The sequence below is a fragment of the Pseudarthrobacter polychromogenes genome (assembly GCF_014644495.1).
Classification (GTDB): Bacteria; Actinomycetota; Actinomycetes; order Actinomycetales; family Micrococcaceae; genus Arthrobacter; species Arthrobacter polychromogenes.
In genome coordinates this window covers 398,482-413,498 of the sequence record NZ_BMKU01000002.1, presented here as the reverse complement: position 1 = coordinate 413,498, position 15,017 = coordinate 398,482, and the positions used below count along the sequence as shown (strand labels likewise).

Annotated in this window: 12 protein-coding genes; 3 read left to right on the top strand and 9 right to left on the bottom strand. The window is 67.7% G+C overall.

Features of this window, described 5'->3' with window-relative positions:
- Window positions 1-102: 102 nt before the first annotated feature.
- The 4 genes from infB to IEX43_RS05075 form a co-directional block, all read right to left on the bottom strand.
- Window positions 103-3,027: a translation initiation factor IF-2 gene (infB, locus tag IEX43_RS05090; RefSeq protein WP_188809351.1), complete on the bottom strand. Its 2,925-nt coding sequence runs from the start codon at window positions 3,025-3,027 to the stop codon at window positions 103-105.
- Window positions 3,028-3,179: 152 nt separating this feature from the next.
- Entirely contained in the window at window positions 3,180-3,521 is a 342-nt protein-coding gene (locus IEX43_RS05085; protein WP_308422202.1) for a YlxR family protein, read from the bottom strand.
- A 179-nt stretch (window positions 3,522-3,700) separates the two neighbouring features.
- The gene (nusA, locus tag IEX43_RS05080) at window positions 3,701-4,681 is read right to left on the bottom strand and encodes a transcription termination factor NusA (protein WP_066274794.1); all 981 of its coding nucleotides are present in this window, start codon (window positions 4,679-4,681) and stop codon (window positions 3,701-3,703) included.
- On the bottom strand, window positions 4,681-5,295 hold the full coding sequence (locus IEX43_RS05075; protein ID WP_188809349.1) for a ribosome maturation factor RimP: 615 nt from the start codon (window positions 5,293-5,295) through the stop codon (window positions 4,681-4,683). Before IEX43_RS05075 ends, nusA begins: the two co-directional genes overlap by 1 nt.
- Window positions 5,296-5,401: 106 nt before the next feature.
- On the opposite strand from IEX43_RS05075, the gene IEX43_RS05070 reads away from it, so the two are divergent.
- The 3 genes from IEX43_RS05070 (at window position 5,402) to IEX43_RS05060 (ending at window position 8,509) form a co-directional block, all read left to right on the top strand.
- Window positions 5,402-6,562: a DUF4439 domain-containing protein gene (locus IEX43_RS05070; RefSeq protein WP_188809348.1), complete on the top strand. Its 1,161-nt coding sequence runs from the start codon at window positions 5,402-5,404 to the stop codon at window positions 6,560-6,562.
- A gap of 139 nt (window positions 6,563-6,701) precedes the next feature.
- Window positions 6,702-7,403, top strand: a complete 702-nt coding sequence (locus tag IEX43_RS05065; RefSeq protein WP_174178911.1) for a VIT1/CCC1 transporter family protein — start codon at window positions 6,702-6,704, stop codon at window positions 7,401-7,403.
- A 68-nt stretch (window positions 7,404-7,471) separates the two neighbouring features.
- A complete protein-coding gene (locus tag IEX43_RS05060; RefSeq protein WP_188809347.1) occupies window positions 7,472-8,509 on the top strand; it encodes an aminoglycoside phosphotransferase family protein in 1,038 nt (345 codons plus the stop codon).
- Between the two features lie 56 nt (window positions 8,510-8,565).
- Here the strand turns inward: IEX43_RS05060 and IEX43_RS05055 are convergent, their stop codons facing one another.
- From IEX43_RS05055 to ispG, 5 genes are all read right to left on the bottom strand, one after another.
- Window positions 8,566-9,957 (bottom strand): pyridoxal phosphate-dependent decarboxylase family protein, encoded by a 1,392-nt coding sequence (locus tag IEX43_RS05055; RefSeq protein ID WP_188809346.1) that lies wholly within the window; start codon window positions 9,955-9,957, stop codon window positions 8,566-8,568.
- A 55-nt stretch (window positions 9,958-10,012) separates the two neighbouring features.
- Window positions 10,013-10,807, bottom strand: a complete 795-nt coding sequence (locus IEX43_RS05050; RefSeq protein ID WP_188809345.1) for a sulfite exporter TauE/SafE family protein — start codon at window positions 10,805-10,807, stop codon at window positions 10,013-10,015.
- 7 nt (window positions 10,808-10,814) lie between these two features.
- On the bottom strand, window positions 10,815-12,626 hold the full coding sequence (locus IEX43_RS05045; protein WP_188809344.1) for a proline--tRNA ligase: 1,812 nt from the start codon (window positions 12,624-12,626) through the stop codon (window positions 10,815-10,817).
- A 367-nt stretch (window positions 12,627-12,993) separates the two neighbouring features.
- Window positions 12,994-13,884 (bottom strand): GNAT family N-acetyltransferase, encoded by an 891-nt coding sequence (locus IEX43_RS05040; RefSeq protein ID WP_188809442.1) that lies wholly within the window; start codon window positions 13,882-13,884, stop codon window positions 12,994-12,996.
- Complete coding sequence (gene ispG / locus IEX43_RS05035; RefSeq protein ID WP_013600504.1) at window positions 13,847-15,013, bottom strand: flavodoxin-dependent (E)-4-hydroxy-3-methylbut-2-enyl-diphosphate synthase; 1,167 nt, start codon at window positions 15,011-15,013, stop codon at window positions 13,847-13,849. Before ispG ends, IEX43_RS05040 begins: the two co-directional genes overlap by 38 nt.
- Between the last annotated feature and the right edge of the window lie 4 nt (window positions 15,014-15,017).

The following is a 15,017-nucleotide window of genomic DNA, read 5'->3' as shown; positions in this document are numbered from 1 at the left end:
GGCCTGCCGGAGCTGGGCGGCAAAGGATCGCAGATCCGTTGCCGCCCAGCGTAGGGGCGGGGCCGCCGGGAAATTCCGACGGCACCCACCTAAACGAACACGTTAGACGCGCGGCTTCTCACGCATCTCGAAGGTCTCGATGATGTCGCCTTCGTTGATGTCGTTGTACGAGCCAAGGCCGATACCACACTCGAAGTCCGTGCGGACCTCGGTGGCGTCGTCCTTGAAGCGCTTGAGCGTCTCAACGGTGAGGTTGTCACCGATGATCTTGCCGTCGCGGCTGATGCGTGCCTTGGTGTTGCGGCGGATGATGCCCGAGCGGACGATCGAGCCTGCGATGTTTCCGAACTTGGAGGAGCGGAAGACTTCGCGGACCTCAGCGGTGCCCAGCTGGAATTCTTCGTATTCCGGCTTGAGCATGCCCTTGAGCGCCATCTCGATGTCATCGATTGCGGAGTAGATGACGGAGTAGAAGCGCATGTCCACGCCTTCGCGGTCTGCCAGTTCGGCAACGCGCTCGGCAGGCTTGACGTTGAAGCCGATGATGACGGCGCTGTCCACTGTTGCCAGGTTGACGTCGTTCTGCGTGATGGCACCAACACCGCGGTGGATGACGCGCAGCTGCACGCCTTCGCCGACGTCGATCTTGAGCAGGGCGTCTTCGAGGGCTTCCACGGCACCGGACACGTCACCCTTGAGGATGAGGTTGAGGGTGTCGATCTTGCCGTCGGCCACTGCCTGGTCGAAGTCTTCCAGGCTGATGCGCTTGCGGCGCTTGGCCAGGGCGGCGTTGCGGTCGGCTGCTTCACGCTTCTCGGCGATCTGGCGGGCGGTGCGCTCGTCAGCGGTCACGAAGAAGGTGTCGCCTGCACGCGGCACGTTGGACAGACCCAGCACCTGCACGGGGCGGGACGGGCCGGCCTCGGTCAGGGCGCTGCCGTCGTCGTCGAACATTGCGCGGACGCGGCCGTGGGCCGTGCCTGCAACGATCGTATCGCCGACGCGCAAGGTACCGGACTGAACCAGGACGGTGGCAACCGCACCGCGGCCCTTGTCCAGGTTGGCTTCGATCGCGATACCGCGGGCGTCCTTGTTCGGGTTGGCGCGCATGTCCAGGGCAGCGTCTGCGGTGAGCAGGACGGCCTCGAGCAGCTCGTCGATGTTGAGGTTCTGGCGGGCAGAGACCTCAACGAACATGGTGTCGCCACCGTACTCTTCGGGAACCAGTCCGTACTCGGTCAGCTGGCCGCGGACCTTCTCCGGGTTGGCGCCTTCCTTGTCGATCTTGTTCACAGCCACGACGATCGGCACGTTGGCCGCCTGCGCGTGGTTGAGTGCTTCAACGGTCTGCGGCATAACGCCGTCGTCCGCTGCGACCACCAGGATGGCGATGTCGGTGACCTTCGCACCACGGGCGCGCATGGCGGTGAACGCCTCGTGGCCCGGGGTATCGATGAAGGTGATCTTGCGGTCGTCGCCCTCGTGGTTGTGGGTGACCTGGTAGGCACCGATGTGCTGGGTGATGCCGCCGTGTTCGCCGGCCATGACGTCCGACTTGCGGATGGCATCGAGCAGGCGGGTCTTACCGTGGTCCACGTGGCCCATGACGGTGACAACCGGAGGACGGGCCTCAAGTTCTTCGTCGCCTTCGGCTTCGAGTTCGGCATCGAAGTCGATGTCGAACCCGGAGAGCAGCTCGCGCTCCTCGTCCTCCGGGGACACAACCTGGAGCTTGTAGCCAAGCTCCTCGCCCAGCAGGGCAAAGGTCTCTTCATCCAGCGACTGCGTGGCCGTGGCCATTTCACCGAGGTGGAAGAGGACAGTCACCAGCGCGGCGGGGTTTGCCTCGATCTTGTCGGCGAAGTCCGTGATGGACGAGCCGCGGCGCAGCCGGATGACAGTGTTGCCGTCGCCGCGGGGTACGCTCACGCCACCCAGCGACGGGGCACTCATCTGCTCAAGTTCCTGGCGCTTTGCACGCTTCGACTTGCGCTGTTTGCCACGTCCGGCGCCGCCCTTGCCGAAGGCACCCTGGGTACCGCCGCGGCCGCGGCCGCCCTTGCCGAAGCCGCCGCCGGCGGGAGCACCGCCGCCGCCACCGGGACCGCCGGTTCCGGGAGCGCCACCCGGGCGTCCGGGACCACGCCCACCGGCACCGGGACGCCCTGCACCTGCGGGTGCGGGACGCTCAGTGCGGTTGGGCATCATGCCGGGAGTAGGACGGTTTCCACCGGCACCACCGGGGCGCGGTGCACCGGGGCGCGGGCCGCCGGCACCTGCTGCGGGACGGGGGCCACCTGCACCACCCGCGGTACGCGGAGCACCAGCACCACCGGGACGGGGACCGCCGGCACCTGCTGCGGGACGCGGACCACCGGGACGGTCGCCGTCGGTGCGGCTTCCTCCCGGGCGGGGCATGCCCTGCGAGGTGGCAAACGGGTTGTTGCCGGGACGGGGAGCACGCTCGCCGTCGCCGCCGCGGCCGCGGGGCATGCCCTGGGACGTGGCGAAGGGGTTGTTGCCCGGACGGGGACCGCCGGGACGGGGAGCGGAGCCACCCTGGCCTGAGCCGCCGGAACGGGCAGGCGCAGCGGGCGTTTCAGCCTTGGGTGCCGGGCGTGCGCCGGGCTTGGCTCCGGTGGACGGAGCGGCCGGGGCCGGTGCAGCCGGAGCTGCGGGCGCGCTGGCAGCGGGGGCTGCCGGAGCAGCAGCCTGTGCCGGTGCTGCCGGAGCGGCGGCCGCGGGGGCCTCAGCCTTCGGGGCCGGGGCTTTCGGTGCTGCCGGACCGGGTGCGGGTGTTGAGGGACGCGCCTCTGCCGCCGGGGCGGGCGCCTTGGGCGCTGCTGCCGGTGCTGCCGCCTTGGGGGCGGCGTCGGGGAAGGCGTTGCGCAGCTTGCGCACAACGGGGGCCTCAATGGTTGAAGAGGCAGAGCGAACGAATTCGCCCAGTTCCTGCAGTTTTGTCACTGCATCTTTGGAAGTAATACCGAGCTCTTTGGCGAGCTCATGTACGCGGACCTTGGCCACATTTCTCCTGTCTCGGTCCGCACCGAGCCAGGCACGAACCGTCTACTTCTTACTGCGGGCCCAAGCCGCAAATGCTGCAGTAGGGCCCATTGCAGAGCGCAACAAAGTTGTCATCGTTGCGCACTCATCGCTGGGAACTCATCGGGTTTCCATCAGTTTTCTGACCCGCTTTCAGGTTGGACGGTTGGTGTTGCAGTTGCCGGAACGCGTGCAACGCTCGCACCTGACGTGATCCGGCGTTCGACGGCGGCGGTACCGGTCGCTCCCTGCAGGGCACGTCCGAATGCTCGCCGCTTCAACGCCAGAGCCAGGCACGATTCGCTGGGATGCAGCCATGCACCCCGGCCAGCCATCCGGCGTCGTTCATCCACCAGGACAGCGTTTGATCCGCTGCCTTCGGCGACGAGCCGGAGTAACTCATTCCGCTTGCCCTTCTTCCGGCATCCGATGCAGGTACGCTCCGGCTGATTCCCGCTTGTTACTGGCACGGTCATCTTCCTGACGTTCATATCTGCTGGCCGCGGACGGCCTTCCTCCGGTGTGAACGGAATGGGGCACGCCCAGGGCGCACGGCTGCCGGCCGTTAGGCGCGGTCTTTACTAGTCTAGCCCCTCCCGGCCTGTCTGCCCGAAACTTCGCGCGCGATTCGAGGCCGGGAGGGCGTGAAAACTGTTCAGTTATCGCGGGCAGCCGCGGCGTCGGACACGATGTCGATCCGCCAGCCGGTGAGCTTGGCCGCCAGCCGGGCGTTCTGGCCCTCTTTGCCGATGGCCAGGGACAGCTGGTAGTCCGGGACCACCACGCGCGCCGAACGCGTGGCTTCATCCGTAATGGTGACCGAATTCACACGCGAGGGCGAAAGCGCGCTGGCGATGAAGGTGGCCGGATTCTCGCTGAAGTCGACGATGTCGATCTTTTCGTCGTTCAATTCGGTCATCACGGCGCGGACCCGGGATCCCATTTCGCCAATGCAGGCGCCCTTGGCGTTGATGCCGGGAACGTTTGCCTTGACCGCGATCTTGGTGCGGTGGCCGGCTTCACGGGCCAGGGCAACGATCTCGACGGAGCGGTCCGCAATCTCCGGCACTTCGAGTTCAAAGAGCTTGCGGACGAGGCCCGGATGGGACCGGGACAGGGTGACGGACGGGCCTTTTGAGCCGCGGTGGACGTCGATAACCAGCGCACGCAGCCGGTTGCCGTGGATGTACTTCTCCCCGGGAACCTGCTCCGGCGGAGGCAGCAGCGCCTCCACGGAACCCAGGTTGACCTGGATCATGTGCGGGTTGTTGCCCTGCTGGATGGTGCCGGAGACCAGCTCGCCTTCGCGGCCCTTGAACTCGCCCAGGACGTTGTCGTCCTCAACGTCGCGCAGGCGCTGGAGGATGATCTGGCGTGCCGTGCTGGCAGCGATCCGGCCGAAGCCTTCGGGAGTGTGCTCGAACTCGCCGATGGGGGCGCCGTCGTCGTCAATCTCGACAGCCCAGATGGTGACGTGGCCGCTCTTGCGGTCCAGCTCGGCACGGGCCTTTTCGAAGGCGCCGGGCGACTTGTGGTACGCCACCAGGAGCGCCTGCTCAATGGTGGGGATCAGGAGGTCCAGCGGGATTTCACGCTCACGCTCCAGAAGTCTCAGTGCGCTCATGTCAATATCCATCAGGCCTCCTCAGAAGGTCCATTGTGTCCAGGTTCCAGACCATCCCCGTTGAGGTGGCTGAATTCGATCTCGACTTTTCCGTTGCGGATCCTGTCGAAAGGAAGTTTTATGGGGTCGCCCTGCTTGGGCTTCATACCCTTTTTCACCGCGATCTCCGGGACGATGGTCACGCCGTCACCGTCCACCGACGTGATCCGGCCCATGACGTTCTCGCCCTGGATAACGTTGATCCTGGCCATGCGTCCCTTGGCGCGGTGCCAGTGCCGCGGTTCCGTCAGCGGGCGCCCGACGCCGGGAGAGGACACTTCAAGGTCATAGGGCCGGCCGTCGTCTCCGGGATCGTTGTCCAGGACGTCGGAGAGGATTCTGGAGATGTCGGCAATGACGTCAAGGCTGACGCCGCCTGTTTCCTCCTGCGGAAGGTCCACCACGACGTGGACCACCCGGTGGGAACCGGCCACGATGACCACGTCCTCCAGGTAAAGGCGGTTGGCCTGGACCGCGGGTTCAAGGAGTGCGCGGAGCCGTTCAGCTTCCGGGTTGTGTGCGGGGGCGGCTTCAGCCTTGCCCGTTCCGGTTTGGTCTGATGAAGCCGTGGCTTCTGCGTTGCTCACGATGCCGCGCCGCCTCCCTTATAGGTGATGTTGTGTGTACTAGCGTAGCTATTTTACCGGTCCGGTGGGGCGGAGATTCCCCGGCGGCGTGACACCATGGTCTGTTGTGAAAGAAGACGATCCGGAAAACCGCCCAAAGCTGCGCTATTTCCGGTACGCCGTTATTTCGTTCACAGTTCTGATTGTGCTCAGCCTGGGATTCTCGCTGATCCCCGCGGATCCGCCGGCGCCCGCGGATCCCCCGTTCTCCGAGCAGGCCAGGGTGGCCGCCCTGCAGGATTCCCTGGATCTGCGCGCTGCGGCCGGGCGGCTGTCAGCCAGCGCCGCGGCAGGCGGCGACGCAAACCCTGCCGCCGCGGCCGAAACTGTGACGTTGCTGACCCTGCAGGCCCGCGCCCTCCTTTCACCGGCGGATTCTTCCCCGGAGAAGGATGCCCCGGGGTCCGCCACTCCCCTGCCGTCCGGCCATTCCGGGCCCCCTGCCGCGGCCGCAATGACGGTGGAGCCCACGCTCGCAGGGCTGGCTTCCGCGCTCTCGGCCAGTGGTGTTCAGCGCCTTAGCGATGCGGCAAAGTCCGACGGCGGGATGGCGCGGTTGCTGGCCGGTGCCGGCACCGCCCAGCTGCTCGCAGCGGAGAACCTCGCCACCGCCGCGGGCGTCGCCGAGGATACGCTTCCCCATGCCGGTGCGGCAGTTTCTCCGGCCGCGGGCGCGCTGGCGAGCGATTCTACGGCGTCAGCCTGTCCGTCAATCCTTCCGGCACCCGCTGCCGCAGGGCAGGAACCATCTGCCGCGGGCATGTCTGCTGTACTGGGCAGTGCACTGTCGGCAGCCGTGGCCACCGAGCAGCAAAGCCTGTACGCCTACCAGGCGGCGCTCCCCCGGCTTGGCGCGGGCGATGCTCCAGCAGCGGAGGCCTTCCTGGGCCAGCACCGGGAACTCGCTGCCCAGGCCGCGGCACACTCCCGTGCCGCCTGCAGTGCCCCGCCGGCACAGCCGCCGGGCTTCGTACTGGACCCTGACTTCCTCGCGGCCCCCCGCGACGGGCTGGCCCGCCTGGAAGTAGCGGCTCTGCCCGCCTACGGGGATGTCATTGCGCAGGCCGACGGCGGGCTGCGGAGCTGGGCGATCGCTGCCCTGCAGTCCGGCGCGCGGCGCGCCGCCCACTGGAACGGCGGTGCGGGGCCGGTTCCCGGCCTCCTGCTTGACCAGGACCAGCTCCCGGAGCTTCCGGCCAGCCCCGCACCCGCGTCCGCCGGGACGTGACCTCCCGCCAGGCAATGGCGGCGGCCTGCCGGAAAGGCTGGCCCGGCGGGGCTTCTGATGGTTTGCTGAAGGCATGGATGCACACGACCAGTCCCAGCCTGCAGGCACGGACGCTGCGAGCCCCGAACTGCGCCGCCACATGGAGACCGAACCGCATGGAACGGACATTGCCCAACGGCTGAACTGGCTCCGGGCGGGTGTCCTGGGCGCAAACGACGGCATCGTCTCCGTCGCGGCGATCGTGGTGGGCGTGGCAGGAGCTACCTCCGAAACGGGTCCCATCCTCGCCGCCGGCGCTGCCGGGCTGGTGGGCGGAGCGGTGTCCATGGCACTTGGCGAGTACGTCTCCGTGAGCAGCCAAAGCGACAGCCAGCGTGCCCTGATCGAGAAGGAACGACGGGAGCTGGCCGAGGAACCGGAAGAGGAACTCGCCGAACTCACCGCCATCTACCAGGCCAAGGGCCTTAGCCCGGAAACGGCCGGTAAGGTCGCCGAAGAGCTCACAGCCCACGACGCCCTGGCAGCGCACCTCTCCGCCGAACTCAACATCGACGAGACGGACATCGTGAGCCCCTGGCACGCAGCCTTCGCCTCGGCCGTGGCTTTTGTCATCGGCGCCATACTGCCGATGCTGGCGATCCTTCTCCCCCCGCCCGGGATCCGGGTTCCCCTGACCTTCGCCGCTGTCCTGGTGGCACTGGCGCTGACAGGCACGCTGGGCGCCTGGATTGGCGGCGGGTCGAAAACCCGGGCAGCAGTCCGGGTGGTGGTGGGCGGTGCCCTGGCACTCGCTGCCACCTTCAGCATAGGCACCATGCTCGGCGCCACGGGCGTGGTGTAGTGAATCCTGCCGGCCGCTGATACGTGCAGGCCAAACGGCAGGGCCCCGATGCACCTAGGCTGGGACTGATGAGCCAGCCAACGGCAGTACCCATCCCGCCGGACCTTTCCGGGCGCTACTCCCGCACCGCCACCGGACGGGAGTGGCTCGCTTCCCTGCCCGGAGTCACTGCGGGCCTGCTGGAGCGGTGGCGGCTCGTGCCGGATCTCGCCCCTGGCTCACTGCCGTGGAACGGGCACGGCGCGGTAGTGGTACCGGTCCTCCGGGAGGACGGCCGGCCGGCAGCCCTCAAGATCGCCTTCCCGCACGAGGAAGCGCGCGTTGAGCGGCATGCGCTGGCGTTATGGGGCGGGCACGGCGCCGTCACGCTCCTGGCGGCCGACGCCGGCACGTGTTCCATGCTCCTCGAAAGGCTCGACGCCGGGCGCTCCCTGGGTACCGTCCCCCTGGCTGACGCCGCGGCCGTGTGGGGCGGACTTGTCCGGCAGTTGAGCCTTGTTCCCGACGACCGGCCGCAGTGGCGGGAATTCGAGCACATCGCCGCCCGTGCCGAACAGTGGAGCGACGACCTCCCCGCGGAGTGGGAACAGCTCGGCCGCCCCTTTCCACGGTGGCTGCTGGAGGCGGCGCTCGAGGTGTGCCAGACGCGGGGCGCGGTGGGGCGCCGCTCGGGGCGGGACGTCCTGGTCCACACGGACCTGCACTTCCTCAACATCCTGGCCAGGCCGGATGCCGTGGCACCAGCTGAAAGTCCGGCTGAAGCCTTCGCCGCCATCGATCCGCAGCCCATGATCGGCGAAGCGGAATTCGGCGTGGCGCCGCTGTTGTGGAACCGGCTGCAGGAGCTGCCGCTGAACCAGCCTGAATCCGGCCTGCGGCAGCGCTGCGCAGACTTCAGCGCCGCTGCCGGGCTTGACCCCGACGCCGCGCGGGATTGGGGCCTGGCCAGGGAGGTGGCAAACGCGCTCGACTATGCCGGGAAGGCGGGCCACCGCGGCGACCTGGCGCGGTCACTCTGGGTTGCCAGCACCCTTGCCGGCCGCACCCTCGAGGGGCTGCCGCCGGCCCATGCGCTGCCGGAGCCCGGCCAAGCGCCCGGCACGTAACGGCCAACCGGGCACCGCCTCCTTCTGCAGGCCGGGCGGCGGGCACCACGCAGCGGTCAGTCGAGGCGCACTGCGGAGAGCGCGGCCTTGACGGCGTCCACGGCGGTGCGGACCTCGTCCTCCGAGGTATGCCAGTTGCTGACCGAGACGCGCAGGATGTCCCGGTCCCGCCAGCGGGAGCCGGACATCCACACCTTGCCATCCGCGATGATCCTCGCGGTCACTGCGCGGGTGGTCGCGTCGTCGCCGAACGCCAGGCACACCTGGGTGTAGCCGACGTCGTTCAACACCTCCACGCCGTCCACTCCACCGAGGCCTGCTGCGATGTCCGCGGCAGCCGCAAGCATCCCTTGCACCTGCGCTGCCACGCCGTCGCTGCCCAGGCTCTTCAGCGCTGCCCATACCGGCACGCCGCGTGCGCGCCGCGACAGTTCGGGGACCTTCTCGAACGGATCGCCGGGACCTTCGGCGTCGTGCACGAGGTAGCTGGCGTGCAAGCCCATGGCCGAACGGAGGGCTGAAGCGTCCGTGACGATGGCTATGCCGCAGTCGTAGGGCACGTTGAGGGTTTTGTGGGCATCGGTGCCCCACGAATCAGCGTCCTCGAAACCGCGGGTCAGGCTCCGCAGCTCGGGCGCTGCCGCTGCCCACAGGCCGAACGCGCCGTCGATGTGCACCCATGCGCCATGCTTCCGGGCAACGCGAATCGCTTCGGGGAAAGGATCAAAAGCGCCCGAATGGAGGTTTCCCGCCTGCAGGCAGACCAGCGCGGGGCCCGAGCCTTCAGCCAGCACGGCGTCGAGGGCTTCGGGTATCAACCGCCCCTGGGCGTCGGCGTCGACCACCGCAGGCTTGCCCAGGCCCAGGTACCGCAGGCCAAGGTCCACAGTGTCATGCCGTTCGCGCCCCACCAGGCAGCGGATCCGCGGAGCGCCAAACAGCCCGTCGCGGTCCAGGTCCCAGCCGGCATCCGCGAGCAGCCGCCACCGGGCGGCGGCCATGCCCGTGAAGTTGGCCATGGTGGCGCCGGTAACAAAGCCGACGTCGGCACCGGACGGGAGCCCCAGCAACTCCAGGAGCCAGTGGCCCGCGCTCTCCTCGATGGCCGCCATGGCCGGGGTGGCATACCGGAGCCCGGCGTTCTGGTCCCAGGCGCTGACCAGCCAGTCCGAGGCCAGGGCGGCAGGCAGGGTCCCGCCGATCACCCATCCGAAGAACCGGCCGGACGGCATTGCCATGAGCCCAGGTTCCGCCGTTGCGGCCAGGAGGTCAACTACCTCCTCGGCCGGCATTCCACCCCGGGGCAGCGGCCCGCCAAAAGCCTCTGCCAGATCGTGGGCTGCCGCCACCGGTCCCACCCGCCGGTCCGGAAGGCTGCCAAACCAGGCTGTGGAGTGCCGAACCGCAGCCGCCAAGGCCCGGGCGTACTCGTCGTCGCCGTGTGACATACCTGCATGCTACGCCTCAGCGCCAGCGCCCACGAGGCCCCGATAACGGGCAATATCAGGCGAAGTTCTCCTGCCAGACGTCGTAGCCGAGCTTGATGATCAGTGCGGACACGACCAGCAAAAAGACCACGCGGACAAACCGGCTCCCCTGCTTCACGGCCGTCCTGGCGCCCAGGTAACCGCCGGCCATGTTCGCCGCCCCCAGCAGCAGGCCCACTCCCCACAGGATGGACCCGTGGGGCAGGAAGAACAGCAGTGCCCCCGCGTTGGTGGCCATGTTGACGATCTTGGCTTTGGCGCTGGCCTCGAGGAAGGCGTAACCCATGGCCGAGACCAGGGCGATGACAAGGAACGAGCCCGTCCCCGGCCCGATAAGGCCGTCGTAGAAACCAATGATGGCGCCGATCAGGCAGGCCACCACGTAGTGCTTGTGGCCGTCGTGGCGCAGCGCCGTGATGCCGCCGACGTCTGGTTTCAGGGCTGTGAAAAGCGCGACGGCGACCAGCGCGGTGACGATGATGGGCTTGAAGACGCTGGCGGGCAGGTTTGCCGCCAGGACGGCGCCGCCAAAGCTGCCTGCCAGGGCGATCGCGGCCATGGGCAGGGCCGTCCCCAGGTCCGGCCCAACCCGACGGTAGTAGGTGGCGGCACTCGTGGCGGTACCGAAGATGGACCCCATTTTGTTCGTGGCCAGCGCCTGGACGGGGGTGATCCCCGGGACCAGCAGCAAGGCCGGGAGCTGGATCAGCCCGCCACCGCCCACCACTGCGTCAACCCATCCGGCCGCAAAGCCGGCCAGCACGATCAAAAGGAGAGTTGCCAGCCCGAGGGATTCGAGTCCGAACTCCACCGTTGCGTCAGTTGGTGCGGACAGCGTTGACTACATAGTCAACAGCCTTGTCCACCGCCACGTTCTCAGCGTCGCCGCTGCGGCGGTCCTTGATCTCCACGACACCGTCCACCAGTCCGCGTCCGACAGCCAGGATGGTGGGAACGCCCACCAGCTCCGCGTCCCCGAACTTGACCCCGGGCGATACCTTGGGCCGGTCGTCGAGGAGGACATCGAGCCCCGCCGCCTCAAGTTCGGCTGCCAGCCGCTCGGCGGTTGCGAAGATCTCCTCGCCCTTGCCCACCGCGACGACATGCACATCGGCGGGGGCAACAGCCCGCGGCCAGACGATTCCCCTGGCATCGTGGTTCGATTCAGCCAGTGCCGCAACGGCCCGGGTGACGCCGACGCCGTAAGAGCCCATAGTGACGGTGACCTGCTTGCCGTTCTGGTCCAGGACCTTCAACTCAAGGGCTTCTGCGTACTTGCGGCCGAGCTGGAAAATGTGCCCCATCTCGATGCCGCGGGCGGTCTCCAGAGGACCGGAACCGTCCGGGGCGGGATCGCCTTCGCGGACCTCGGTGCACTCGATGACGCCGTCCCACGTGAAGTCGCGTCCGGCCACCAGGCCATAGACATGCTTGCCGGCCTCATTGGCGCCGGTGATCCAGGACGTGCCGCGGACCACGCGGGGGTCCACCAGGTACAGGAGTTTCGTTGAGCTTTCGGCGCCCAGCAGGGGCTCGTCCAGGGACAGGCCGGGGCCAAGGTAGCCCTTGACGATGAGCGGCTGCTTCTTGAGGTCGTCGTCGTTGGCCGCTTCCAGGCCGATCTCGCCCCCGATGGGCAGGAACGAGCCGATGTTTGCCTCAACGCGCTTCAGGTCCACGCCGCGGTCGCCTGGAACACCGATGACTACCAGCTGGCGCTCTCCGGTGGGCAGGGTGACGGCGAGCACCACGTTCTTCAGCGTGTCTGCGGCTGTCCACGCGCCGCCGTCGGCCTCGCTGCGGGGCGCGATCTGGTTGGAGGCGGCCACCAGAGTGTCGATGGTGGGGGTGTCCGGGGTGTCGCGGACCTCGGCGGCGGGAGCCGCGCTGAAGTCGATGTCCGCCGGGACAACGGTGGTGACGGCCTCAACGTTGGCTGCGTAGCCGCCGGCGGAGCGCACGAACGTGTCCTCGCCGATGTCCGTGGGGTGCAGGAATTCCTCGCTCTTTGAACCGCCCATGGCACCGGCGGTCGCGGTGACGGGAATGACTTCCAGGCCCAGGCGCTCGAAGATGCGCAGGTAGGCGCCGCGGTGGGCGGCGTAGCTGGCGTCCAGGCCGGCGTCGTCAACATCGAATGAGTAGGAGTCCTTCATGATGAACTCGCGTCCGCGCAGGAGGCCCGCGCGGGGACGCGCCTCATCCCGGTACTTGTTCTGGATCTGGTAGAGGCTCAGCGGCAGGTCTTTGTAAGACGAGTACAGGTCCTTGACCAGCAGCGTGAACATTTCCTCGTGGGTGGGGGCCAGCAGGTAGTCGGCGCCCTTGCGGTCCTGTAGCCGGAACAGGCCCTCGCCGTATTCAGTCCAGCGGTTGGTGGCCTCATACGGCTCGCGGGGCAGGAGGGCCGGGAAATGGACTTCCTGGGCCCCGATGTTGGCCATCTCCTCGCGGATGATGGCTTCCACTTTGCGCAGGACGCTCAATCCCAGCGGCAGCCAGGTGTAGATGCCCGGGGCGGCGCGGCGGATGTAGCCTGCGCGGACCAGGAGCCGGTGGCTTGCCACCTCGGCGTCGACGGGATCTTCACGCAGGGTGCGCAGGAACAGCTGGGACAGTCTTGTAACCACGGGTGGGTATCCGTTTCTGGGGAGGTGCTGGAGCTACAGCAAGCCGGTCATTTCGTCTGGGTACTAATCTACCGGCTTGCGGGGGCCTTTCGGGCGGCCCGGTTCCCTGGTGGGCGCCGCCCGGCATGCACCCGGTGCAGAAGACCCGTAACGCAGTTGAGCCACGCCCGGACATGCAAAGCCCCTGGCCCCCCAAGAGGCTGGTCATCGCGTCCGGGCGTGGCTCGACGCCGTTATCGCCCAAGTACTGGTGAGGACTGGTGAGACCGCCCACGCCACTCCAGCGCAGCTAGATCGAACCTATGTGATGCAGCGCACTATGACAAGTGCTTCCCACATTCCTGGCATGCACGGGTACCCCAGCCGCCTAGAAGAGCACAGTGGCGAAGGTCCCCACCTGGCTGAAGCCCACCCGCTCGTAAGTAGCCCGCGCACGGGTGTTGAAGCCGTTGACGTAGAGGCTGGTGACGGGCGCAATCTTGCGTGCCTGCTCCACCACGGATGCCATGTACCCGGCGCTCAGGCCCTGGCCCCGGTACAGCGGGTTCATCCAGACGCCCTGGATCTGCGTGACCTCGGAGGTGACGGCACCGAGCTCGGCCTTGAACACCACCTCGCGGGCTTCGTTCAGATGCACCAGGGAGTGGCCCTGCCGGATCAGGCCCTCCACGCGGCGGCTGTAGAATTCCCTGCCGCCCAGGAAGGGCGAGTACCCCACTTCTTCTTCGAACATGGCGGCGCAGGCCGGCAGGATACGGTCGAAGTCCGCGAGGTTTCCCAGCGCCAGCCCCGGGTTCGGCTCCGCGGACGGCGGCTCGCTGATGGTCATCAACGGCTGGTCCGGGCGGACTTCATGGGCCCGGTGTCCCAATTCAACCAGTTCGGCGTGCAGCGCAAGCACGGCAGTGGCCGGCCCGAAGGCGGATGCGTAGCGGCGTCCGGACCTGTTGGCGGCGGCGGCCACCACTCCGGCCAGGGTGGGATCAAGCTGGACGGGCACCAGGTTGGCCCCGGCCCAGCACGCACCTGCCAGGACGCCGTCGTCGAACACGCCCAGGACACCGGCACCGCCGCTGGTGGGAGCGGCGGTGCCGGCTGCGCGCAGGTGCGCGAGGATGAACACGTTGGAGACCGGATCACGCTGCGCCAGGAGCACCAAGGCAGCGGTGTCGTCCCCGTCAAGGATGCGGACGGAAATCCCCGGCGGGTCGGGGACGTCCTTACGAGACGCTAACCACGGGGCTACCCTTGACAGCATCTTCGCCATCGGCCTCCCCCATCTCTTCCGCGATACGCATGGCCTCTTCGATCAGTGTCTCAACAATCTGGCTCTCGGGCACAGTCTTGATGACCTCTCCCTTCACAAAGATCTGGCCCTTGCCATTGCCTGAGGCAACGCCAAGATCGGCTTCGCGGGCCTCCCCGGGTCCGTTCACCACGCAGCCCATGACGGCGACGCGCAGCGGAATCTCCATTCCTTCCAGTCCGGCAGTGACCTGCTCGGCCAGCGTGTACACGTCCACCTGGGCGCGGCCGCAGGAGGGGCAGGAGACGATTTCGAGCTTGCGGGGACGCAGGTTGAGGGACTGCAGGATCTGGTTTCCCACCTTGATTTCCTCCACCGGCGGGGCCGAAAGGGAAACCCGGATGGTGTCGCCGATGCCCCTGGACAGGAGCGCGCCGAAGGCCGTGGCCGACTTGATGGTTCCCTGGAACGCCGGGCCGGCCTCGGTGACGCCGAGGTGCAGGGGCCAGTCGCCTTTCTCCGCCAGCATTTCGTAGGCCGCCACCATGATGACGGGGTCATTGTGCTTGACCGAGATCTTGAAGTCGTGGAAACCATGCTCCTCGAAGAGGGACGCTTCCCAGACGGCGGATTCCACCAGCGCTTCGGGGGTTGCCTTGCCGTACTTCTTGAGGATGCCCGGCTCCAGGGATCCGGCGTTGACGCCGATGCGGATGGACGTGCCGTGGTCGCGCGCCGCAGCGGCGATCTCCTTGACCTGGTCATCGAACTTGCGGATGTTGCCGGGGTTCACGCGTACCGCTGCGCAGCCGGCCTCGATCGCCGCGAAGACGTATTTGGGCTGGAAGTGGATGTCCGCAATGACCGGGATCTGCGACTTCCGCGCGATGATCGGCAGCGCCTCGGCGTCATCGGCGGACGGGCAGGCCACGCGCACAATGTCGCAGCCGGACGCCGTCAGTTCGGCGATCTGCTGCAGGGTGGCGTTGATGTCCGTGGTGGGCGTGGTCGTCATGGACTGCACGCTGATGGGCGAGTCCGATCCCACGCCCACGGAACCGACTTTGATCTGCCGGGTCTTGCGGCGGGGGGCAAGGACGGGAGGCGGTGCTGAGGGCATTCCCAGGCTGACCGAGGTCACGAGG